Annotated in this window: 18 protein-coding genes; 17 read left to right on the plus strand and 1 reads right to left on the minus strand. The window is 64.8% G+C overall.

Going from position 1 to position 23,838, the window contains the following annotated elements:
- Nucleotides 1-78 precede the first annotated feature (78 nt).
- Nucleotides 79-1,470, minus strand: coding sequence for a PhoH family protein (locus AC1ZV1_RS24345; RefSeq protein ID WP_484293991.1), 1,392 nt, complete (start codon nt 1,468-1,470; stop codon nt 79-81).
- A gap of 490 nt (nt 1,471-1,960) precedes the next feature.
- Here AC1ZV1_RS24345 and yaaA point away from each other — a divergent pair, with 490 nt between their 5' ends.
- The 17 genes from yaaA to AC1ZV1_RS24430 all read left to right on the plus strand — a co-directional run bounded on the left by yaaA (nt 1,961) and on the right by AC1ZV1_RS24430 (nt 23,807).
- The gene (gene yaaA / locus AC1ZV1_RS24350; protein WP_484293992.1) at nt 1,961-2,740 is read left to right on the plus strand and encodes a peroxide stress protein YaaA; all 780 of its coding nucleotides are present in this window, start codon (nt 1,961-1,963) and stop codon (nt 2,738-2,740) included.
- 1,198 nt (nt 2,741-3,938) lie between these two features.
- On the plus strand, nt 3,939-5,249 hold the full coding sequence (gene algD, locus AC1ZV1_RS24355; RefSeq protein ID WP_484293993.1) for a GDP-mannose 6-dehydrogenase: 1,311 nt from the start codon (nt 3,939-3,941) through the stop codon (nt 5,247-5,249).
- 213 nt (nt 5,250-5,462) lie between these two features.
- Nucleotides 5,463-6,944 carry a mannuronan synthase gene (gene alg8, locus AC1ZV1_RS24360; RefSeq protein ID WP_484293994.1) on the plus strand — a complete coding sequence of 494 codons (1,482 nt, stop codon included), beginning with the start codon at nt 5,463-5,465 and terminating at the stop codon, nt 6,942-6,944.
- A 38-nt stretch (nt 6,945-6,982) separates the two neighbouring features.
- Nucleotides 6,983-8,155 (plus strand): PilZ domain-containing protein, encoded by a 1,173-nt coding sequence (locus tag AC1ZV1_RS24365; protein WP_484293995.1) that lies wholly within the window; start codon nt 6,983-6,985, stop codon nt 8,153-8,155.
- Between the two features lie 13 nt (nt 8,156-8,168).
- On the plus strand, nt 8,169-9,566 hold the full coding sequence (algK, locus tag AC1ZV1_RS24370; RefSeq protein WP_484293996.1) for an alginate biosynthesis TPR repeat lipoprotein AlgK: 1,398 nt from the start codon (nt 8,169-8,171) through the stop codon (nt 9,564-9,566).
- Nucleotides 9,567-9,667: 101 nt separating this feature from the next.
- On the plus strand, nt 9,668-11,101 hold the full coding sequence (locus tag AC1ZV1_RS24375; protein WP_484297622.1) for an alginate export family protein: 1,434 nt from the start codon (nt 9,668-9,670) through the stop codon (nt 11,099-11,101).
- A gap of 104 nt (nt 11,102-11,205) precedes the next feature.
- Nucleotides 11,206-12,876, plus strand: coding sequence for a mannuronan 5-epimerase AlgG (gene algG, locus AC1ZV1_RS24380; protein WP_484293997.1), 1,671 nt, complete (start codon nt 11,206-11,208; stop codon nt 12,874-12,876).
- A gap of 10 nt (nt 12,877-12,886) precedes the next feature.
- A complete protein-coding gene (locus tag AC1ZV1_RS24385) occupies nt 12,887-14,299 on the plus strand; it encodes an alginate O-acetyltransferase (protein WP_484293998.1) in 1,413 nt (470 codons plus the stop codon).
- Between the two features lie 92 nt (nt 14,300-14,391).
- Complete coding sequence (locus tag AC1ZV1_RS24390) at nt 14,392-15,507, plus strand: mannuronate-specific alginate lyase (RefSeq protein WP_484297623.1); 1,116 nt, start codon at nt 14,392-14,394, stop codon at nt 15,505-15,507.
- Nucleotides 15,508-15,844: 337 nt separating this feature from the next.
- Nucleotides 15,845-17,407, plus strand: coding sequence for an MBOAT family O-acyltransferase (locus tag AC1ZV1_RS24395; protein WP_484293999.1), 1,563 nt, complete (start codon nt 15,845-15,847; stop codon nt 17,405-17,407).
- Nucleotides 17,408-17,420: 13 nt separating this feature from the next.
- Entirely contained in the window at nt 17,421-18,614 is a 1,194-nt protein-coding gene (locus tag AC1ZV1_RS24400; protein WP_484294000.1) for an alginate O-acetyltransferase, read from the plus strand.
- Between the two features lie 78 nt (nt 18,615-18,692).
- Complete coding sequence (gene algF, locus AC1ZV1_RS24405; protein ID WP_484294001.1) at nt 18,693-19,358, plus strand: alginate O-acetyltransferase AlgF; 666 nt, start codon at nt 18,693-18,695, stop codon at nt 19,356-19,358.
- 348 nt (nt 19,359-19,706) lie between these two features.
- On the plus strand, nt 19,707-21,149 hold the full coding sequence (locus tag AC1ZV1_RS24410) for a mannose-1-phosphate guanylyltransferase/mannose-6-phosphate isomerase (protein WP_484294002.1): 1,443 nt from the start codon (nt 19,707-19,709) through the stop codon (nt 21,147-21,149).
- Between the two features lie 171 nt (nt 21,150-21,320).
- Entirely contained in the window at nt 21,321-21,785 is a 465-nt protein-coding gene (locus AC1ZV1_RS24415; RefSeq protein WP_484294003.1) for a multidrug transporter, read from the plus strand.
- Between the two features lie 63 nt (nt 21,786-21,848).
- The gene (locus AC1ZV1_RS24420; RefSeq protein WP_484294004.1) at nt 21,849-22,679 is read left to right on the plus strand and encodes an SDR family oxidoreductase; all 831 of its coding nucleotides are present in this window, start codon (nt 21,849-21,851) and stop codon (nt 22,677-22,679) included.
- Complete coding sequence (locus AC1ZV1_RS24425) at nt 22,679-23,065, plus strand: hypothetical protein (protein ID WP_484294005.1); 387 nt, start codon at nt 22,679-22,681, stop codon at nt 23,063-23,065. Before AC1ZV1_RS24420 ends, AC1ZV1_RS24425 begins: the two co-directional genes overlap by 1 nt.
- A gap of 85 nt (nt 23,066-23,150) precedes the next feature.
- Nucleotides 23,151-23,807, plus strand: a complete 657-nt coding sequence (locus tag AC1ZV1_RS24430; RefSeq protein ID WP_484294006.1) for a dual specificity protein phosphatase family protein — start codon at nt 23,151-23,153, stop codon at nt 23,805-23,807.
- The last annotated feature ends 31 nt before the right edge of the window (nt 23,808-23,838 follow it).

A 23,838-nucleotide genomic window follows, 5' to 3' on the forward strand; every position in this document is an offset into this window, starting at 1 on the left:
ATCATCGGTGCTGCTGGCTGCTCGCGAACAACCTCGAACAGAAAGAACAGGCCCGCCGGGGGGCGGGCCTGGATTGCGTTACATGTGGGCTTCGGCGAACTCCGCCAGCACCGAGCGCGGCACCCCTTGCAGGGTCACGTGTACGCCGTGGGGGAAGTCCTTGAAGCGTTCAGTCAGGTAAGTCAGGCCGGAGCTGGTGGCCGACAGGTAGGGAGTGTCGATCTGCGCCAGGTTGCCCAGGCAGACCACCTTCGAACCGTTGCCCGCGCGGGTGATGATGGTCTTCATCTGGTGCGGGGTGAGGTTCTGGCATTCGTCGATCAGGATCAGGCTCTGCTGGAAGCTGCGGCCGCGGATGTAGTTCAGCGATTTGAACTGCAGCGGCACCTTGCTGAGGATGTAGTCGACGCTGCCATGGGTGCACTCATCGTCCGAATGCAGCGCTTCGAGGTTGTCGGTGATTGCGCCGAGCCAGGGCTCCATCTTCTCCGCCTCGGTACCGGGCAGGAAGCCGATGTCCTCGTCCAGGCCCTGCACACTGCGCGTCGCGATGATGCGTTTGTAGCGCTTGGTGACCATGGTCTGCTCGATGGCGGCAGCCAGGGCAAGGATGGTCTTGCCCGAGCCAGCGGCGCCGGACAGGTTGACCAGGTGGATGTCCGGGTCCAGCAACGCGTACAGCGCCAGCGACTGGTACACATCGCGCGGACGCAGGCCCCAGGCTTCCTGGTGCAGCAGCGGCTCCTGGTGCAGGTCGAGGATGGTCAGCTCGTCCTGATCGATGCCCTTGATCCAGCCGACGAAGCCCTGCTCATCGACGATGAACTCGTTGATGTGCACCGCCGGCAGGTTGTCGGTGAGTTGCACGCGGTGCCAGGTGCGCCCATGGTCCTGGCGGGTCTCCACCTTGCTGACGCGGTCCCAGAACGATCCGCTCAGCGAGTGGTAGCCGCGCGACAGCAGGTTGATGTCATCGACCAGCTGGTCGGTGTGGTAGTCCTCGGCGAATACCCCACAGGCACGCGCCTTCAGGCGCATGTTGATGTCCTTGGTGACCAGCACCACGCGCTTGCTGCTATGGCGACTCTTCAGCTCCACCAGCTGGTTGATGATCTTGTTGTCGTTGAGGTGCTCGGGCAGCCAGGTGATCGGCTCGGCGCGCTTGCTCATGAGGATCGACAGGCTGCCGCACGGCCCGCTCTTGCCGCGCTGGATGGGCACGCCATCCTCTACCTGCTCGGGCGAGGCCTCGCCCAGTACCTGGTCGATGAGGCGGATCGCCTGACGGCATTCCGCAGCCACGGTGTGTTTGCCGGTCTTGAGCTTGTCCAGTTCCTCCAGCACCGTCATCGGGATCGCGACGTGGTGCTCCTGGAAATTCAGCAAGGCGTTGGGATCGTGGATCAGGACGTTGGTGTCGAGGACGTACAGGGTAGGCTGGGTGGGGCGGGAGCGTCCGTGGTCATCCATACGCGGGTCACCTCTTGTGGGAGCGTTCGACGGAATGCCTTTACAGCGCTCCGCCGTGCGGTGAGCCACCTGCTCTCGAGACGTAGGCTCGAGGGCACTGCAACAAGAGACGGGCCGGGCCGGGGCCGCCACCTGTCTGCAGGGTTCGGCGGTCTACGTCTCAACAAATACAGGAAAAAACATGACGATAAAAAGTCTTTTTCCTTCCTAAGAAGGTTTTTTTCGTCGTACGACGAAATACCTTGGCGACGGCCCCGGACAGCGCTAGTTTTAGGGGTCCCACCTCCCGCGATTCCTCGCCTTTCCCTCGACGGATCAGTCCCTTAGACCCGCACCGCGTCTACCCCGGTCACCCGCGCCGAAGGCCGCCCTCTTCCGCCAACCGCTACCGATGTCGATCCCGCACCTGGCTTGGCACTAATCGCCTCCATAGGTGGAGCCAACGCCCGCGACTCCTTACAATCGCCGCTCGCTTGTAGGAGACCGCACGATGCTGATGGTGATTTCGCCCGCCAAGACCCTGGACTACGACACCGCGCCGGTGACGCCGCGCTTCACCCTGCCCGAGCACCTGGACGATGCCCAGGCGCTGATCGGCATCCTGCGGGAACTGGCCCCGGCACAGATCGCCGAATTGATGCACCTGTCGGACAAGCTGGCCGGGCTGAACGCCGCGCGCTTCGGCAGCTGGCACCCGGACTTCACGCCCGCCAACGCCAAGCAGGCGCTGCTGGCCTTCAAGGGTGACGTCTACACCGGCATGCAGGCCGAGGATTTCAGCGAAGACGACTTCGACTTCGCCCAGCGCCACCTGCGCATGCTCTCCGGCCTTTACGGTGTGCTGCGCCCGCTGGACCTGATGCAGCCGTACCGCCTGGAAATGGGCACCAGGCTGGCCAACGCCCGTGGCAAGGACCTCTACGCCTTCTGGGGCGAGCGCATCAGCGGCTGGCTGAACGAATCCCTGGTCGAGCAGGACGACGACGTCCTGCTGAACCTGGCCTCCAACGAGTACTTCGGCGCGGTAAAGCGCAAGGCCCTGAACGCACGGGTGATCGACACCGAGTTCAAGGACCTGAAGAACGGCCAGTACAAGATCATCAGCTTCTACGCCAAGAAGGCCCGCGGGATGATGGCGCGCTACGTGATCAAGGAGCGCCTGACCCACCCCGAGGGCCTGAAGGACTTCAACTACGCGGGTTATGCGTACAGTGCCGAGCACTCCAAGGCCGATCAACTGGTATTCCTGCGCGACCACGCTGACGACTGATTCGCGTTCTGCTGCACCAAACGGGAGCCCTGGGGCTCCCGTTTTCATTTGCGCGCAGAACCTGCAGGAACGCCCAGTGGGCGTGATCGTGGTCATGCCCGGCTCCCACAGGGAGCGGGCGCGTTGGGCAGTTCGCGAGCAAGCTCGCGCCTACGAAGAAGCCCATCTCCGTCAACCTGCAACACCGAAGCGGGTGCAACCGCCGGCTCTGCCGACGGTTCGCGGGCATGGCCCGCTCCTACTGCAGGCGCCCAGCGCAAATTGCCGCCCCCGCTTCCCTTCTATTTCGCCCCCCGAATCGCCCCTGATTCCAACTGGCCTGTAAGCCATTGACCATACGAGCGCACATCCGGAGGGGGCGAAACTGTACGTTTTCTGTCCAAAACACCCCTTAAAAACCCTACAGTGAAAAAGGTCAAAATGACCGTTCGTCTGCTTCAGGATTAATCGTGAGAAATTTTTTCGACCCGCCAGACAGGTCGAATGGATGGAAATCGTCCTGATTCGCTACCCGACTTGTAGTCCATTCGCCATTACCAGCATTTGGCCATGACATGCATTTCACGATTGCACTTTGCAAGAGGGAAAGCTGAACCGGAGCTGAACGAATGTGTTGACGACGATAGCCGGTCGTTTTTAACGAAAAATTCAATGGAACTTTCCCCGACGTTGCACTTTGCATTAGGTAAAACACCAAAGCTTTTGCCACCACTGCAGCATCAGGTGATATCAAATGGATATTTCAAATAATTTCAGAGACGAGATGGGCGGAAGGAACTAACCGACTTTCGGATAAATCCTATTTGCGCAACGACCATCGATGGCCACGCAACAGTGCCGTGATGGACGGTGGAAGTTTTAGTTCCAAGGTTATTCCGATTGACTCTCGCCAATCCTTAACCAGAACTGCAACCACATGAAATAACTGAACTTTTCAGATGACGAGGCAATCATCTAACCAGACTGGAGCACGCCAGGCGGAGAATGCACCAACTTTGCAATCCGCCTGAAACATAACAGGGCAAACATTCTTAGTTTGCTCCAAGACTGTGCTCGAAAGTTTAGCACTCGATTCCCATGCCTGCCTGGAAGGAAGTACGGAGATCACTTCAACAGTGAACTCCGGGGGTTCTTGCAACCTTTAAAAACGCCCGACAGGGCAACTTTAAACAGCTCGACCATTGAAGAGGTGAATGCGATGCGTATCAGCATCTTTGGTCTTGGGTATGTTGGCGCAGTATGTGCCGGCTGCCTGTCCGCACGAGGCCATGAAGTCGTTGGGGTGGACGTGTCCACCACCAAGATCGACCTGATCAACAACGGGAAATCGCCCATCGTCGAGCCGGGCCTGGAGCCTCTGCTGGAGCAGGGCATCCGCACCGGCCGCCTATCGGGCACCACCGACTTCAAGAAGGCCGTACTGGATACCGACGTGTCGTTCATCTGCGTCGGCACCCCGAGCAAGAAGAACGGCGACCTCGACCTGGGCTACATCGAGTCCGTCTGCCGTGAAATCGGCTACGCCATCCGCGAGAAGAAAGAACGCCACACCGTGGTCGTGCGCAGCACCGTGCTGCCGGGCACCGTGAACAACGTGGTGATCCCGATCATCGAAGACTGCTCGGGCAAGAAGGCCGGCGCCGACTTCGGCGTGGGCACCAACCCGGAGTTCCTGCGCGAATCCACCGCGATCAAGGACTACGACTTCCCGCCGATGACCGTCATCGGCGAGCTGGACAGCCAGACCGGCGACCTGCTGGAAGAGATCTACCGCGAGCTGGACGCGCCGATCATCCGCAAGACCATCGAGGTCGCCGAGATGATCAAGTACACCTGCAACGTCTGGCACGCCGCCAAGGTCACCTTCGCCAACGAGATCGGCAACATCGCCAAGGCCGTCGGCGTCGATGGCCGCGAGGTGATGGACGTGATCTGCCAGGACCGCAAGCTGAACCTGTCGCGCTACTACATGAAACCCGGCTTCGCCTTCGGCGGCTCCTGCCTGCCCAAGGACGTGCGCGCCCTCACCTACCGCGCCAGCCAGCTGGACATCGAGCACCCGATGCTCGGCTCGATCATGCGCAGCAACCAGCACCAGGTGCAGAAGGCCTTCGACATCATCGCCGCCCATGGCAGCCGCAAGGTCGGCCTGCTCGGCCTGTCGTTCAAGTCCGGCACCGACGACCTGCGTGAAAGCCCGCTGGTGGAACTGGCCGAGATGCTCATCGGCAAGGGCTACGAGCTGCAGATCTTCGACCGCAACGTCGAGTACGCCCGCGTCCATGGCGCGAACAAGGAGTACATCGAATCGAAGATCCCGCATGTCTCCTCGCTGCTGGTCTCGGACCTGGATGCGGTCGTGAAGTCCTCCGACGTGCTGGTGCTGGGCAACGGTGACGAGCTGTTCGTCGACGTGGTGAAACAGGCGCCGCAAGGCAAGAAGGTGGTCGACCTGATCGGCTTCATGCCGAGCACCACAGACGACCGCGCCGAAGGCATCTGCTGGTAACTGGGTTTCGATCGGCTGCGCGTCGGCCCGGTGTCGGTGGAGAGGAACCCGGAAATGCTCATTCACTTCAGTGCACTCCGCTTCCTCGTCCCTCTCCGCCTAACCGGACTCTAGCTCGCTCAATCGAATCCATGCCTTCAGACCGCAAATGCGCCGGTCACCGGCCCGCCCAGGCGGGCCGGTGACCAAGCCCCACCAAACGGATAGACGACGATGGAAACCTACAAACGAGTGATCGGTGAAGCCACCGGCTGGCTGGTCTTTCTCAGCCTGCTGATGCTGCTGGCGCTGCTCGTGCCACCGACCGTATTCGACGCCGAATCCAAGGACTTCCTGCTGCTGATCGGCGCAGTCGGTATCTGGCGCTATTCCATGGGCGGCCTGCACTTCCTGCGCGGCATGCTGTTCCTCTACGTGGTCTACCCGCACTACCGCCGCAAGATGCGCAAGCTCGGCGAGGCGGCAGACCCGTCCCACGTGTACCTGATGGTCACCAGTTTCCGCATCGACGCGCTGACCACCTCGATGGTCTATCGCTCGGTCATCGAAGAAGCCATTGCCTGCGGCTACCCCACCACCGTGGTGTGCTCCATCGTCGAGATGTCCGACGAGGTGCTGATCAAGCAGCAGTGGCAGAAGCTCAACCCGCCGGACCACGTGAAACTCGACTTCGTGCGCATCCCCGGTACCGGCAAGCGTGACGGCCTGGCCCACGGCTTCCGCGCCATCTCCCGCCACCTGCCGGACGAACACGCCGTGGTCGCGGTGATCGATGGCGACACCGTGCTCGAGCCCGGCGTGGTGAAGAAGACCGTGCCCTGGTTCAAGCTCTTCCCCAACGTCGGCGGCCTGACCACCAACGAATTCTGCGAAGTGCAGGGCAGCTACGTGATGAGCGAATGGCACAAGCTGCGCTTCGCCCAGCGCCACATCAACATGTGCTCCATGGCCCTGTCCAAGCGCGTGTTGACCATGACCGGGCGCATGTCGGTGTTCCGCGCCGCCGTGGTCACCGACCCGGACTTCATCACCGACGTGGAAAGCGACCACCTGGACCACTGGCGCCTGGGCCGCTTCCAGTTCCTCACCGGTGACGACAAGTCCAGCTGGTACAGCCTGATGCGCCTGGGCTATGACACCTTCTACGTGCCGGACGCGGCGATCAACACGGTCGAGCACCCGCCGGAGAAGAGCTTCATCAAGGCCAGCCGCAAGCTGATGTTCCGCTGGTACGGCAACAACCTGCGGCAGAACTCCCGCGCCCTGGCCCTGGGTCCGCAACGCCTGGGATGGTTCACCAGCGTGGTGCTGTTCGACCAGCGCCTGTCGATGTGGACCTGCCTGCTCGGCCTGGTCGCCGCGATCATCGCCAGCATCAAGTACAGCATCGCCTTCCTGCTCATCTACCTGCTGTGGATCGGTATCACCCGCCTCGTGCTGACCCTGCTGCTGTCGCTGTCGGGCCACCACATCGGGCCGGCCTACCCCGCCATCCTTTATTACAACCAGATCGTCGGTGCCCTGGTGAAGATCTACGTGTTCTTCCGCCTCGACCAGCAGTCGTGGACCCGCCAGAACACCAAGCTCGACCGCGGACTGGCCAGCTTCCAGCGCTGGTTCAACACCTGGTCCTCGCGCGCCATGACCTTTTCCGCGGCCAGCGTTTTCGTCGCCGTACTGCTGACCATCGTCTGACCCGACTCCCAACTTAGCTACGAACAGGACTCGACCTCATGAATACCGCCGTCAACGTCAATGTCGTGCATGAATCCGAAGCCCAGCGCCAGCACGCCCGGGTCAAGCTGCCCGCCCGTATCCGCTTCATCGGATCCCACCGCGAAGGCGTCGATGCGCGCCTGCTGGACCTGTCCGCCGGCGGCTTCGCGTTCACTTCAGCGAACAACTCCCCGGTGCAGGTCGGCGACCTGCACAAGGGCAAGCTGCTGTTCCAGATCGACAGCATCAGCTTCTCGCTGGAAGTGGAATTCCAGGTGCGCTCCTATGACCGCGAGACCAGCCGCGTCGGCTGCGAATTCCAGCACCTGAAGCCGCGCGAGATCGCCGCCCTGCGCTACCTGATCACCTCCTACCTGGCCGGTGAAGTGGTGAGCGTCGGCGATATGCTCAACACCCTGCAGCGCGAGAACTTCACCAAGGCCCGCAAGCACGCTGCCGGCTCCGGCGGCATGGGCTTCTTCGGCCGCTTCCGCGCGGTCACCGTGAGCACCGCGATCTTCGTGGTCGGCGTCGGCGCCTTCGCGGTAATCCTCAACCAGATCTACAACCTGTACTTCGTCACCCATGCCGATTCCGGCGTGGTCAGCGTGGCCAACCAGCAGATCACCATGCCCCGCGAAGGCACCGTGGAAAGCCTGGTGGAGCCGGGCGCGGAAGTCGCCAAGGGCGCACCGATCGCCTCCTTCTCCGCCAACCTGCTGGACCTGCTCAAGGGCAACCTGACCGAAGAACAGCTCAACCCGAGCAACATCGAGAAGCTCTTCGGCCACCAGATGAAGGGCACCCTCACCAGCCCCTGCGACTGCCGCGTGGTGGAGCAGCGCGTCGCCAACGGCCAGTTCGCCAACAAGGGCGACGTGATCTTCACCCTGACCCCGCGCGACAGCACCGCCACCGTCGAAGCCCGCTTCCCCTACCGCAACGCCGCCGAGCTTTCTCCCGGCACCCACGTGAACTTCCAGGTCGCCGGCGACAGCGAAGTGCGCGGCGGCCGCATCCTGCGCACCGCGCCGGTGGACGGTGACCTGTCCTCGGAAATCCGTGTGCAGATCACCCCCGACCAGCCGCTCGACAGCCAGATGGCAGGCCGCCCGACTGAAGTCAGCATCGGCGGCCTGCCGGGCCGCACCCTGCTGAACAAGGCGATGGCCCTGGCCACTGCCCGCTAAGAGGACCGCCCGCATGAATCGACCTGTCTCACGACTTGCCCCTCACCTAGCCTTGGCGCTGGCCATCGGCGCAGCTGCCGGATGCGCCGGCCTGCCCGATCAGCGCCTGGCCCAGGAGGCCCTGGAGCGCGGCGACATGGCCACGGCCCAGGCCAACTTCCAGGCCCTGGCCACCATGGGTTACGCCGACGCACAGGTCGGACTGGCCGACATGCAGGCCGCCACCGGCGACCCCGACGAGCAGGCCCGCGCCGAGAAGCTCTACCGCGAAGCCGCCGAGAGTTCGCCGCGCGCCCGCGCTCGCCTGGGCAAGTGGCTGGCGGCCAAGCCCGGCGGCACCGATGCCGAGCACCGCGAAGCCGAGCAACTGCTGACCCGCGCCTTCAACGAAGGCGAGGACAGCGCACTGGTGCCGCTGATCGTCCTCTACCTGCAGTACCCGCAAGCCTGGCCGAACGTGAACCCGCAGCAGCGTATCGACCAGTGGCGCACCCAGGGCCTGCCGCAGGCGGACCTGGCGCAGATCATCCTGTACCGCACCCAGGGCACCTACGACCAGCACCTGGGCGAAGTCGAACAGGTCTGCCAGCGCTGGCTGAGCCGCATGGACGTGTGCTGGATGGAACTGGCCACCGTGTACCAGAAGCAGGGCAACGCAGAGAAGCAGAAAGCCCACCTCGAAGCGCTCAAGGCAGGCTGGAAGGCCGGCCGCGTGCCCTCCGAGCGCGTCGAGTCGGTGGCCGGCGTGCTGGCCGACCCGAACATCGGCACCGCCGACCCGCAGGCCGCGCAGGCGCTGCTCAACGAAATCGCACCGACCTACCCGGCCGCCTGGGTCAGCCTGGCCAAGCTGCAATACGACAACCCCGACCTGGGCGACCTGGACCAGATGCTCGACTACCTGAAGAAGGCCCAGGACGCCGCGCAGCCCCGCGCCGAGCTGCTGCTCGGGCGCCTCTACTACGACGGCAAGTGGGCCCCGCAGGAGCCGCAGAAAGCCGAACAGCACCTGCTCAAGGCCGCCGCCACCGAACCCCAGGCGCATTACTACCTCGGCCAGATCTACCGCCGCGGCTTCCTTGGCCAGGTTTACCCGCAGAAAGCCGTGGATCACCTGATCATCGCCGCCCGCGCCGGCCAGGCCAGCGCCGACATGGCCCTCGCCCAGCTCTATTCGCAGGGTCGCGGTATCCGCCCGAACCTGGTCAATGCCTACGTCTTCGGCGAGCTCGCGCAGCGCCAGCAGGTGCCCACCGCCAGCGACCTGATGGCACAGATCGAACCGCAGATCCAGCCGGCCGACCGCAGTGCGGCCCAGCAGTTGCTCAAGCGTGAAGAACAGGCTCGCGGCGCCAACTGGCAAGCCACCGTCAGCCTTCTGCAGAACAACCAGGAACAAGAAAATCTATGAAGCGCACCGACCCGATGACCACCCCGCTGTTTGTTCTCGTCGATGGAGTTCAGCCGCGCGCTCTGGCTTCCGCTGTCCGCCGCGCCCGCCTGTTCCCCGCCATGCTCGGCGTTGGCCTGAGCCTCGCCGGCACCCTGTTCGGCAGCCTCGCCCACGCCGCCGAAGAGCCGCCGAAGAACTTCGGCATCGACATCAAGGTGACCGCCGAATCCGAGGACGACCGCGACCTGGGCACCGCCCGCGGCGGCGACCTCAACGGCATCGGCCTCGACCTGCGCCCCTGGGCATTCGGCCAATGGGGCGACTGGAGCGCCTACGTGATGGGCCAGGCGGTCGCCGCCACCGACACCATCCAGACCGACACCCTGCAGAACGACGACGTCAACACCGGCAACCGCAGCAGCAGCGACAACAAGCGCGAGCCCGACGACGCCTACCTCGCCCTGCGCGAGTTCTGGGTCGACTACGCCGGCCTCACCCAGTACCCCGGCGAGCACCTGCGCTTCGGTCGCCAGCGCCTGCGCGAAGACAGCGGCATGTGGCAGGACACCAATATCGAAGCCCTGAACTGGACCTTCGACACCACCCTGCTGCGCGCCCACCTCGGCGCCGCTCAGCGCTTCTCCGACTACCGCACCGACATCACCGACCTGGCACCGGAAGACAAGGACCGCACCCACGTCTTCGGCGACATCTCCACGCAGTGGATGCCGCAACACTGGGTCGGCCTGCGCGTGCACCATTCCGATGACAGCGGCAGCCTGCCGGACCCGGGCGACACCGTCGACTCGTTGGACAAGCGCTCCACCGGCGACCTCACCTGGGTCGGCATCGAGGCCAACGGCGACGGCTACAACTGGCGCTCGCAGATGCCCATCAACTACTGGGCCAGCGCCACCTGGCTGACCGGCAACCGCGACCGCCTGACCACCGCCCCGGTGAATGGCGAACGCATCGCCACCGGCAAGCAGAGCGGCGACGTGGACGCCTACGGCGCCGACCTGGGCCTGCGCTGGAACATCGACGAGCAATGGCGCGTCGGCGGTGCCTATGCCCGCGGCAGTGGCGGCGGCAAGAACGGCGAAGACCAGTTCGAACAGACGGGACTGGAGAGCAACCGCTCCAACTTCACCGGCACCCGTGCCCGCGCGCACCGTTTCGGCGAAGCCTTCCGCGGTGAGCTGTCGAACCTTGAAGCCGCCACGCTGTTCGGCTCCTGGCAGCTGCGCGACGACTATGACGCCAGCGTCATCTACAACAAGTTCCGCCGCGTGGACAGCGACTCGGACATCGGCAACAGCGGCATCACCGCTCCGCTGGTCAACGACTCCAAGGACATCGGCCAGGAAGTCGACCTCGTCGTCACCAAGTACTTCAAGCAGGGCCTGCTGCCGGCGTCCATGAGCCAGGCGATCGACGAGCCGTCGGCGCTGATCCGCTTCCGTGGCGGCGTGTTCAAGCCCGGCGATGCCTACGGCAGCCACGTCGACTCGACCATGCACCACGCCTTCGTCGACGTGATCTGGCACTTCTGAGGACTGTAGCGATGACCCTCCACCCGATTCCCAGACCTGCCTTGCGCCGCCCCCGCTGCGTGGCCGGGTATCCGGTGGAGGCCCGCGCGCAAGGAGACACGGCCATGAACCGCCACCCGATACACGCCCTGCCGCTGACCGCACTGCTGCTCGGCGGCCTGCTCAGCGCCGGCGCACCAGCCTGGGCGGCGCAGCCCGCGGCCAAGGCCGAAGTCAGCACGGCCCTTGCGAAGAAGGCCGAGGCCGCGAAAGCCTCAGCCGGCAAGACCGTCGAGGGCGAAAAGGTACCGACAGAAGAACCGGGCCACACCCAGACGCTGAAGGAATCCGGCAATTACACCGTGACCGCGGCTCCGAGCGAGCCGCTGCACCTGGAGCCGCCCAAGCTGCCCGACCTCTCCGGCTACACCCCCGAGGCGGTGGAGAAGAAGATCGTGCGCAACAAGCGCGGCAAGGTGCATATCGAGCGCATGGTCCAACAGCAGCCGCTGAAGGAATTCACCGGCGGCAAGAACCGTCTCGCCGAATGGGTGAAGCGACAACGCCAGATGCCCCAGGCGATCTTCATCGACGCTGGCTACGTCAACCTCGCGGAGCTGGTCGGCAAGCTGCCGAAAACCGCGCTGGAACAGACCGAGCCGGGCGTCTACATCGCGCGTCTGCCCATCGTGGTCAGCCAAGGCGCGACCCTGGAGATCGATGGCAAGGTCAAGGAACTGCGCCTGTCCCAGGACCGCGGTTCGTTCCTGGTCAACGATGGCAAGCTGTTCGTGCGTGACACCAAGGTCACCGCCTGGAATGAGGCGAAGAACCAGCCGGCCTGGTTCAGGGAGCCCAACGAGTTCCGCCCCTTCCTGATCTCCTGGGGCGGCGCCGAGGCCTACCTGGTGAACAGCCACTTCACCAGCTTCGGCTACAACGCCTCAAAGGCCTACGGCATCTCCATCTCGCAGTACAGCCCCGGCATGGACAAGACCATGAAGCGCCCGCGGCCCCAGGGCTGGGTGCTCAACTCCACCTTTGAGGACGCCTGGTACGGCTTCTACTGCTATGAAGCGGACGACCTGGTGGTGCGCGGCAACACCTACAAGAACAACGTCATCTACGGCATCGACCCGCACGACCGTTCGCACCGCCTGATCATCGCCGAGAACACCGTCTACGGGACCAGGAAGAAGCACGGCATCATCGTCTCCCGTGAGGTCAACGACAGCTGGATCATCCACAACAAGACCTACGACAACCACCTCTCCGGGATCGTCCTCGACCGTAATTCCGAGCGCAACCTGGTCGCCTACAACGAGGTGTACCGCAACCACTCCGACGGCATCACGCTCTACGAGTCGGGCGACAACCTCATCTACGGCAACCAGGTGCTGGCCAACCAGCGCCACGGCATCCGCGTGCGCAACAGCGTGAACATCCGCCTGTACGAGAACCTCGCGGCCGGCAACAAGCTGATCGGCGTCTACGGCCACATCAAGGACCTCTCCGACACCGACCGCAACATCGACCTCGACCCCTTCGATACCAAGGTCTCGCTGATCGTGGTCGGCGGCAAGCTGGCCGGCAACGGCTCCGGCCCGCTGTCGGTGGATTCGCCGCTATCGCTGGAGCTCTACAAGGTGGCCATGCTCGGCCCGACCAAATCTTCCGGCATCTCCTTCAACGGCGTGCTCGGCGAGAAGCAGGACCAGATCCTGGACCTGCTGGTGCGCCAGCAACGCGCGGTGCTGATCGACCCCGTCGAAAGCCAGGCCGAACTGCAGAACTGAGGACCGACACATGAACAAACTGACCACCAACCTGCTGCGCCTGTCGGGCCTCACCGCCGCCCTGCTGCTCGCTCACCAGGCCGGCGCCGCCGACGCGCCGAGCTACTCCGCGCAGCCGGCCGCCGGGCTGTGCCCCACGGCTTCCAACGAAGCGGCCTACAACACCAAGTACCTGGGTTTCTTCACCCACCTGGTACCGGCCCAGGAAGACTGGCTGTTCCGTACCACCTACGACCTGCGCACCGACTTCGGCACCAGCGCCGAAGGCTGGCGCGAGCTCAAGCAACTGCGCGACGAGCTCAAGCGCAAGGGCATCGATCTCGTCGTGGTCTATCAGCCCACGCGTGGCCTGGTGAACCGCGAGAAGCTCAACCCGCAGGAGAAGGCCAGCTTCAACTACGAGCTGGCGAAGCAGAACTACCAGGCGACCATCGCCCAGTTCCGCAAGGCCGGCATCTACACCCCGGACTTCTCTCCGCTGTTCGACGAGAAGGAAGAGCACCCGTACTACTTCAAGGGTGACCACCACTGGACGCCCTACGGCGCGATGCGCAGCGCGAAGATCGTGGCCGAAACCCTGAAGGAAATCCCCGCCTACAACGACATTCCGAAGAAGGAATTCGAGAGCAAGCGCGTGGGCCTGCTGTCCAAGCTGGGCACCTTCCACAAGGCCGCCGCGCAACTGTGCGGCAGCAGCTATGCGCCGCAGTACGTCGACCGCTTCGAGACCGAGCCGGTGGGCGATTCCGGCGGCGGCGACCTGTTCGGTGAAGGCGGCGATGCCCAGGTCGCGCTGGTGGGCACCTCCAACAGTGGCCCGGCATACAACTTCGCCGGCTTCCTGGAGCAGTACGGCAAGGTCGACATCCTCAACAACGCCGTGTCCGGGGGCGGCTTCGACAGCTCCCTGCTGGCCTACATGACCAGCAAGGAATTCCACGACAAGCCGCCAAAGATCCTCATCTGGGAATTCGCCACCCACTACGACATGGCGCAGAAGAGTTTCTACCGCCAGGCCATGCCGCTGGTGGACAACGGCTGCGCCGACGGCAAGCCGGCCATCAGCCGCAAGGTCAAGCTGCACGCCGGCAGCAACGAAGTGCTGCTCAACAGCGGCGCCCTGCCGATCCGCTCGGGCAGCTACACCGCCGACGTCACCTATTCCGACCCCGGCATCCACGAACTCAAGAACACCATCTGGTACATGAACGGCCGCCGCGAGCAGCTGAAGATCGAGCAGTCCAAGGCCGTGGATACCGGCGGACGCTACGTCTTCGAACTGCGCAACGACGAGGACTGGTCGAACCAGCAGTTCCTCTCCCTGGAAATCGAGGCGCCGGACGACATGCCGGCGGGCCTGGAAGTCGAGGCCAAGCTCTGTCAGACGCCCAAAGCCAAGTCGGCCGACGTGGCCGCCAACTAGGAGCCTGTTCAGGATCTCGCCGGGCACCGCCCAGGCAGACATCGAACAGGCTCAGACGCGAGGGAGTGAATTCCATGCCAAGCCTACGCAAGATCAAGACCCCCGTGGTCGCCCGCATCGGCCTGACCGTCGCGGTGCTCGGCGCCCTGTTCGGTGGCGAGACCACCACCTATGCCGCCGACCTGATGCCACCGCCGGGCTACTTCTCCGCCGTCGGCGACAAGGGCAGCAAGAAGGACGCCGACAGCTGCCCGACGCCGCCCACGCCCTACACCGGCAGCCTGCAGTTCACCAGCAAGTACAAGGGCTCTGACTCGGCGCGCTCGACCCTGAACGTGGACGCGGAAAAAGAGTTCCGCACCCAGATCAAGGACATCACCGACATGGAGCGCGGCGCCACCAAGCTCATCACCCAATACATGCGCAGCGGCAACAAGGGCGACCTGGACTGCGCGATGAACTGGCTGGACAGCTGGGCCAAGGCCGGCGCCCTGGAGAGCAGCGACTTCAACCACACCGGCAAGTCGATGCGCAAATGGGCGCTGGGCAGCCTCTCGTCCTCCTACATGCGCCTGAAGTTCTCCAGCAGCCGCCCGCTGGCGGCCTACGGCGAGCAGTCGAAAGAGATCGAGAACTGGTTCAGCACCCTGGGCAGCCAGGTGGTGCGCGACTGGAGCGACCTGCCGCTGAAGAAGATCAACAACCACTCCTACTGGGCCGCCTGGTCAGTGATGTCCACCGCCGTGGTGACCAACCGCCGCGACCTGTTCGACTGGTCGGTGCAGGAGTTCAAGGTCGCCGCCAACCAGGTGGACAACGACGGTTACCTGCCCAACGAACTCAAGCGCCGTCAGCGCGCCCTGTCGTACCACAACTACTCGCTGCCGCCGCTGACCATGATCGCCGCCTTCGCCCAGGTGAACGGCGTCGACCTGCGCCAGGAGAACAACGGCGCCCTGCAGCGCCTGGCCAACCGCGTGATGCAAGGCGTGGACGACCAGGACGCATTCGACGAGAAGACCGGCAACGACCAGGACATGGCCGACCTGAAGGAGAACAGCAAGTTCGCCTGGCTGGAACCCTACTGCGCGCTCTACAGCTGCGCGCCCAAGACCCAGGACTGGAAGAAGAAGATGGAGCCGTTCAACAGCTTCCGCCTGGGGGGTGAAGTGACCAAGGTTTTCAACCGTCAGGGGGCTGGGAGCTGAGGCCTTCGGGCAAGAGCCCCTCTCCCTGACCCTGGCTGCGCGCCCCGCTCCGAAGGGAGAGGGGACTGAGCGGCAGCAAGCGGAACACCGAGCCAATCGGCAGCTCCGGACGGCTCCCTCTCCCTTCAGGGAGAGGGCTGGGGAGAGGGCAATGCCCCCGCTCCAAAGCAACAGCAACACCACCCGACCCGCGCAACAAAGACGCGGGCGGGCGCAACAGATTGAGCACCACATGGGGAGGAATTGGCGGGTTGCCCCGGCCTTTCCTCAGGGCGTCGCGAAGACGCCGGAAGGTCCGGAGCCACTCAAGGTTTGAAGCTCCAGAGAGAGACGCGGAATGGTCTTTTCTTCCAACGTGTTCCTGTTCCTGTTCCTGCCGGTCTTCCTCGGCCTGTACTACCTGAGCGGGAACCGCTACCGGAACCTTCTGTTGCTGGTCGCCAGCTACATCTTCTACGCCTGGTGGCGGGTGGACTTCCTCCTGCTGTTCGCCGGCGTCACCGTGTTCAACTACTGGATCGGCCTGCGCGTCGGCGCCGCCGGCGTGCGCACCAGGGCCGCCCAGCGCTGGCTGATCCTCGGCGTGGTGGTCGACCTCTGCGTGCTGGGCTACTTCAAGTACGCCAACTTCGGTGTGGAGAGCCTCAACGAGATCATCACCTCGCTGGGCATGCAGCCCTTCGTGCTGACCCACATCCTGCTGCCGATCGGCATCAGCTTCTACACCTTCGAATCGATCAGCTACATCATCGACGTGTACCGCGGCGACACCCCGGCCACGCACAACCTGATCGACTTCGCAGCGTTCGTGGCGATCTTTCCGCACCTGATCGCGGGCCCTGTGCTGCGCTTCAAGGACCTGGTCGACCAGTTCAACCACCGCACCCACACCGTCGACAAGTTCGCCGAAGGCTGTACCCGCTTCATGCAGGGCTTCGTCAAGAAGGTGTTCATCGCCGACACCCTGGCGGCGGTGGCCGACCATTGTTTCGCCCTGCAGGACCCGACCACGGGCGACGCCTGGCTCGGTGCGCTGGCCTACACCGCGCAGCTGTACTTCGACTTCTCCGGCTACAGCGACATGGCCATCGGCCTCGGCCTGATGATGGGCTTCCGCTTCATGGAGAACTTCAACCAGCCCTACATCAGCCAGTCCATCACCGAGTTCTGGCGGCGCTGGCACATCAGCCTGTCCACCTGGCTGCGCGACTACCTGTACATCAGCCTGGGCGGCAACCGCGGCACCACCTTCCAGACCTACCGCAACCTGATCCTCACCATGCTGCTGGGCGGCCTGTGGCACGGCGCCAACGTCACCTACATCATCTGGGGCGCCTGGCATGGCGTGTGGCTGGCCATCGAGCGCGCCCTGGGCGTGAACGCCGCGCCGCGCGTGCTCAATCCGCTGAAGTGGGTATTCACCTTCCTGCTGGTGATCGTCGGCTGGGTGATCTTCCGCGCCGAGAACCTGCACGTGGCCTGGCGCATGTACGAAGCCATGTTCAGCTTCGGTGACTGGAAACTGTCCGAGCTCAACCGCGCCAGTCTCACCGGCCTGCAGGTCGGCACCCTGGTCATCGCCTACCTCGTGCTCGCCTTCTTCGGCCTGCGCCAGTTCTACAACCAACCGCTGCAGAGCAAGGCGCCCAAGGCCGCCGCGAAGACCGAGCAGGTCGACGCCGACGGCCCCGCCAGCGCCCAGCCGCGCACCCCGGCCATGGCCCAGCAGGACCCGGCGGCCATCGCCTATTCGCCCAGCGGCGCCGCCGTCTACCAGCAGCACTGGATGACCCAGCTGCCGGTGCTGGCCACCCGCGTCGCCCTGCTCCTGCTGTTCGCCGCCTCGGTGCTCAAGCTCTCGGCGCAGAGCTACTCGCCGTTCCTCTACTTCCAGTTCTGAACGAGGCCGGATCATGCAAACGACCACTCAACCCAAGATCAGCAAACCCCTGCAGTACGCCTACATCGCCGCCTTCGGCGGCATGCTGCTGGGCCTGGCCGGCTGGTCGCTGAAGGCCTTCCCCAGCTTCTCCGCCGCCGACGGCACCACCGTGCTCAACGGCAAGCTGGCCCACGCCTTCGAAGGCCACTACGACGACGAATTCCCCATCAAGCGTTTGGGCACCAACCTCTGGGCCGCACTGGACTACACCGTCTTTGATGAAGGCCGCCCCGGCGTGGTGATCGGCAAGGACGGCTGGCTGTTCACCGATGAAGAGTTCAAGCCCGCGCCGACGCAGCAGCAGCTCGACGACAACTGGGCGCTGGTGCGTGGCGTGCAGCAGGAGCTGGAGCGCCGCGGCGTGAAGCTGGTGCTGGCCATTATTCCGGCCAAGACCCGCCTCTATCCCGAATACATCGGCAAGGAGCAGCCGGCCGCCCTGCACGCCTCGCTCTACACCGACTTCCTGCAGCGCGCCCGCCAGGCCGGCATGGCCGCGCCCGAGCTGCTGGAGACGATGGAAAAGGCCAAGGACAACGGCCAGGTCTTCCTGCGCACCGACACCCACTGGACCCCGCTGGGCGCCGAAGCCGTGGCCCAGCGCCTGGGCGAAAGCATCCGCGCAGGCCAGGGCGCCGACCTGCCGACCCAGAGCTTCGTCACCGAGGCCGGCAAGAGCGGCGCGCACAAGGGCGACCTGCTGACCTTCCTGCCGCTGGACCCGCTGTTCACCAACCTGCTGCCCGAAGAAGACCAGTTGCAGCAGCGCCAGACCCACCCGGCCGAGGAGGCCGCCGCCAGCGCCGACAGCAGCGGCGGTGGCGACCTGTTCGGCGACAGCGCCCAGCCGCAGGTCGCCCTGGTCGGCACCAGCTACAGCGCCAACCCGCGCTGGAACTTCGCCGGCGCCCTCAAGCAGGCGCTCTCGGCGGATGTCATCAACTACGCCAAGGAGGGCAAGGGTCCCCTGGAGCCGATGCTCGAGCTCCTGCAGGACGAAGGCTTCAAGAAGGCGCCAGCCAAGCTGCTGGTCTGGGAATTCCCCGAACGCTACCTGCCGATGCACAGCGACCTGAGCCAGTTCAACCCGGACTGGGTGGCGCAGCTGCGTGCGGACGGTAACCGCGACGAACGCCTGGCCTCCAACCAGCCAGCCGCTCACTGATCCACAGCACCCACGGCGCACCGAGCGCTGAACGGGGCACCACCCGTGCCCACAAGAGAGAAGACGGAGGTACACCCCATGAACCGACTGAGCATCAACCGACTGAGCATTCGCACCCTGAAGTCGTCCGCCCTCGCCCTCGCCCTGGGCGCCGCCTCCTTCGGCGCCTTCGCCGGTGGTGAAGGCGCACTGTACGGCCCGCAGGCGCCCAAGGGCTCCACCTTCGTACGGGCCTACAACGCCGGCAGCGGCGAGCTGTCCGTCAGCGTCGGCAATGCCACCCTCAACGACATCTCGCCGCTGGGTTCCAGCGACTTCAAGTTCCTGCCGCCGGGTAACTACACCGCCAAGGTCGGCTCCCAGAGCCTGCCGGTGAAACTCGATCCGGATGCCTACTACACCCTCGTCAGCCAGCCCGGCGGCCAGCCGCGCCTGGTGCCCGAGCCGCCGTTCAAGAACAAGCAGAAGGCCCTCGTCCGCGTGCAGAACCTCAGCGGCAAGGCCCTCACCCTGAAGACCGCAGACGGCAAGACCGAAGTGGTCAGCAACGTCGCCCCGCAAAGCCACGGTGACCGCGAGATCAACCCGGTGAAAGTGAACCTGGCGCTGTTCGACGGCGCGAAGAAGGTCAGCGACCTCAAGCCCGTCACCCTCGAGCGCGGCGAAGTGGTCTGCCTGTACGTCACCGGCGACAGCGGCAAGCTGAACCCGGTGTGGGTCAAGCGTCCGGTGAAGGCGGACTGAAGTCTTGATGCGGATGGCGCGCTTCGTACTGGGGGCGAATCCCGCCCCTCTCCCCCGCCCTCTCCCTGAACGGAGAGGGAGCCATCAGTGCGAACGAAAAGCTCAGTACTACCCGGCGAGCGGGGATGCCCCGCTTCGCTCCGAACAGTCCCCTCTCCCTTCAGGGAGAGGGCTAGGGAGAGGGCGCTGTGCAACCACTCCCAAGCCAAACAACAAGACCGGCCCCGCACCGGCAGAAGAACCCGTGCGCCGTAACGACGGCATGCACAGGAGAGGTCACCCAAACCGCACGCCGGACCGCATGACGTGGTCCGGCCAACAGAACGCAAACGCTTTAGGAGAAAATCGATGATCCCAGTAATCCTTTCCGGTGGTAGCGGCTCGCGACTCTGGCCTCTTTCGCGCAAACAGTATCCCAAGCAGTTCCTGGCCCTGACCGGCGAACACACCCTGTTCCAGCAGACCCTCGAGCGCCTGGTGTTCGAAGGCATGGAGCCGCCGGTGGTGGTGAGCAACCAGGAACACCGTTTCATCGTCCAGGAACAGCTCGAAGCGCTGAACCTGAAGACCCAGTCGATCCTCCTCGAACCCTTCGGCCGCAACACCGCCCCGGCAGTCGCCATCGCCGCCATGAAGCTCTTGTCCGAAGGCCGTGACGAACTCCTGCTGATCCTCCCGGCCGATCACGTGATCGACGACCAACGCGCCTTCCAGCGCGCCCTGGCACTGGCCACCAACGCCGCCGAGAAGGGCGAGATGGTGCTCTTCGGCATCCCCGCCGACCGCCCGGAAACCGGCTACGGCTACATCAAGTCCGGTGACGAGCGTGGCCTGCCGGACGGCGTCATCCGCGTCGAACGCTTCGTCGAGAAACCCGATGAGGCCCGTGCCCAGCAGTTCGTCGAGGAAGGCGGCTACTTCTGGAACAGCGGCATGTTCCTGTTCCGCGCCAGCCGCTTCCTGGAAGAGCTGAAAAAGCACGACGCCGACATCTACGACACCTGCCTGCTCGCTCTGGAGCGCAGCCAGCACGACGGCGACCTGATCAACATCGACGCCGCCACCTTCGAGTGCTGCCCGGACAACTCCATCGACTACGCCGTGATGGAAAAGACCCGCCGCGCCTGCGTGGTCCCCCTGGCCGCCGGCTGGAACGACGTGGGTAGCTGGTCGTCGATCTGGGAAGTCCACGACAAGGACGCCGACGGCAACGTCACCATGGGCGATGTCGTGGTCCACGACAGCCACAACTGCCTGGTGCACGGCAACGGCAAGCTGGTCTCCGTGGTCGGCCTGGAAGACATCGTGGTGGTCGAGACCAAGGACGCCATGATGATCGCCCACAAGGACCGCGTGCAGGACGTCAAGAAAGTGGTCAACCAACTCGACGCCGCCGGCCGCAGCGAGACGCAGAACCACTGCCAGGTCTACCGTCCGTGGGGCTCCTACGACTCGGTGGACATGGGTGGCCGCTTCCAGGTCAAGCACATCACCGTCAAACCCGGCGCGCGCCTGTCGCTGCAGATGCACCACCACCGCGCCGAGCACTGGATCGTCGTCTCCGGCACCGCCCAGGTGACCTGTGACGACAAGACCTTCCTGCTCACCGAAAACCAATCCACCTACATCCCGATCGCGTCGGTCCACCGCCTGGCCAACCCGGGCAAGATCCCGCTGGAGATCATCGAAGTGCAATCGGGCAGCTACCTGGGCGAAGACGACATCGAGCGTCTTGAAGACGTCTACGGCCGCACCACGGAGAACGTGGAAGTACAGGCCGTGGTTCGCTAAGCCCCGGGACCTGGCGCTTTCCCCCCATCGGCGCCAATGCCCCCGCACCTTTCGGTGCGGGGGCTTTTTTATGGGAGGTTGACGAGCAAGTTCGCCCACGCCCGCGCCACATCAACCCGCCCCACTCCGCCGCCTGCTAAGGTAATGCTCAATATCCCCGCGGAGCGCTCCATGCTGTACGGCATCCTGCTGATCGTCACCTGGATCATCCTGCTGATCCGCTACCCCTCCCGCGCCCTGCCGATCTCTGGCGCCGGCCTGGTCGGGCTGGCCTCGGTAATCGCCATCGCCATCTGGCAGGACAACAGCGACGCCCGCCAACTGCAGCACCTGGAACTGCGCATCGCCTACCAGCCCGACCAGTGCCAACCCGGCCGCCCGCTGGCCGTCAGCCTGAAGAACGGCGCCTCCCGCCCGTTGCTGGAACTGCGCTGGAAAGTCGCCGCCTACCGCCCAGGCGACACCACCGATCTTGCCGAGAACCTCTACGAGGCCCCGCGCTACCGCGGTCCCGGCGCCCTGCTCGCCGGCGACAGCTGGAGCGACTGCCTGCCGCTGCCGCCCCTGCGCCCCGGCTACCGCGCCAGCACCCTCGAGTTCCGCGCCGAGCGGGTAAGCGGCCGCTTCGGTAACTGATTCACCTGCCCCGCACATTCCGGTACGGTAGTCCGCGCTAACAGCCCAAAGGACTGCCCGACCATGCCCCAGCCCGTCGCCCTCATCACCGGATGCTCCAGCGGTATCGGCCGCGCCCTTGCCGATGCATTCCAATCCGCCGGCTATCAGGTCTGGGCCACCGCGCGCCGCGATGAAGACGTCGCCGCCCTCGGCCAGGCGGGCTTGCGTGGCGTACTGCTGGACGTCAACGACGAGCCCGCCGTCGAGCGCCTCGCCGAACTGCTGCAGCGCGAGGCCGGCGGCCTGGATGTGCTGATCAACAACGCCGGCTACGGCGCCATGGGCCCGCTGCTGGATGGCGGCAGCCAGGCGATACGCCGGCAGTTCGAAACCAACGTGTTCGCGGTCGTCGGCGTTACCCGCGCCCTGTTCCCGGCGTTGCGCGCGCGGCGGGGGCTGGTGGTGAACATCGGCAGCGTGTCCGGTGTACTGGTCACACCGTTCGCCGGCGCCTACTGCGCGTCGAAAGCCGCCGTGCATGCGCTGAACGATGCCCTGCGCCTGGAGCTGGCGCCCTTCGGTATCGAGGTGATGGAAGTGCAGCCCGGCGCCATCGCCTCCAAATTCGGCGCCAATGCCACCCGCGAGATGGCGGCGGTGGTCAGCGAGGATTCCGCCTGGTGGCCACTGCGCACGTTCATCCAGGCACGCGCCGCCGCCTCCCAGGACAAGCCCACCCCAGCCAGCGAGTTCGCCCGCGACCTGCTGGCCGCCGCGCAGAAATCACCACGTCCACGCCTGGTGCGCATCGGCAACGGCAGCCGTGCCCTGCCCCTGCTCTCGCGCTGGCTGCCCACCGGACTGCTGGACAAGGTGCTGAAGAAACGCTTCGGCCTCGACGGGCCACTCTGATGACATACCCGGTCCGCTACCTCGCCCTCGCCGGCATCCTCGCGGCCTTCTTCCTCAACGTGGTGGCGCGCGGATTGCTGCGGGTCGGTGGCGTGCCGGCGACGTTGCTGGTAGCGGCGGTGATCGCCGCCGCCATGGCCTTCTGGTTCGCCCGCCGGCACAAGCGCCTGGCCGGAACCGGTGAGCTCTGGCGCCTGACCGCCCTGTACGGCGGTGGGCTGGCGGTGCTCTACGCGCTGCTGGTCGGCATGGCCGCGTGGAAGAACACCCCGAGCCCGGCGGCGCTGCTGATCTACGCCCTCAACTACCTGTGCTATCCGCTCTGCGTCTGGTGGTTCTTCCGCCCGGGCGTGCTGGTGCGCTTCCTCCCTGCCGACAGCCGCTGAGGAGACTTCACGCTTTCTTCACGTGCTTTTCATCCAGGCACAACCGGCCTCCGTCTAAGGTGACGCGGACCTTAGAGGAGTCCCCATGTCCCTGCCCAACATCCTTCGTGGCGCCATCGCCGCCGCCCTGCTGACCTTCGGCCCGCTTGCCCTGGCCGCCGGCGAGACCCCGGCCGACTGGGCCAAACCGGTGGACAAGTCGTTCAACCTCTACCAGATGTCCCCGACGCTCTACCGCAGCGCCCTGCCCGGCAAGGATGACCTGTCCGAGCTGCAACGCCTGCAGGTGAAGACCGTGGTGAGCTTCATCAAGGACGACGACCGCGAGTGGATCGGCCAGCAGAACATCGAAGCGGTGAGTTTCCCGACCCACGCCGACCGCGTCGACGACGCCGATGTGCTGAAGGTTCTGCGCATCCTGCAGAGCGCCGAGCAGAACGGCCCGGTGCTGATGCACTGCAAACACGGGCGTGACCGCACCGGCCTGTTCGCCGCCATGTACCGTACGGTGATTCAGGGCTGGAGCAAGGAAGACGCGCTCAAGGAAATGGTCGAAGGCGGCTACGGCACCGAAGACGACATGACCGACGCCATCGCCTACGTACAGAAAGCCGACATCGCCAAGCTGCAACAGGCCCTGGCCAGCGGCGAATGCAGCACCTCGGCCTTCGCCGGCTGCCAGCTCAAGGGCTGGCTGGCGGACACCTTCGGCGAGGAGCGGCCGCCGCATCCGGCGCACTGATCGGCGCGTCTGTCACACCGAAACGGCGAGA

The sequence above is a fragment of the Pseudomonas sp. BB438 genome, assembly GCF_057180225.1.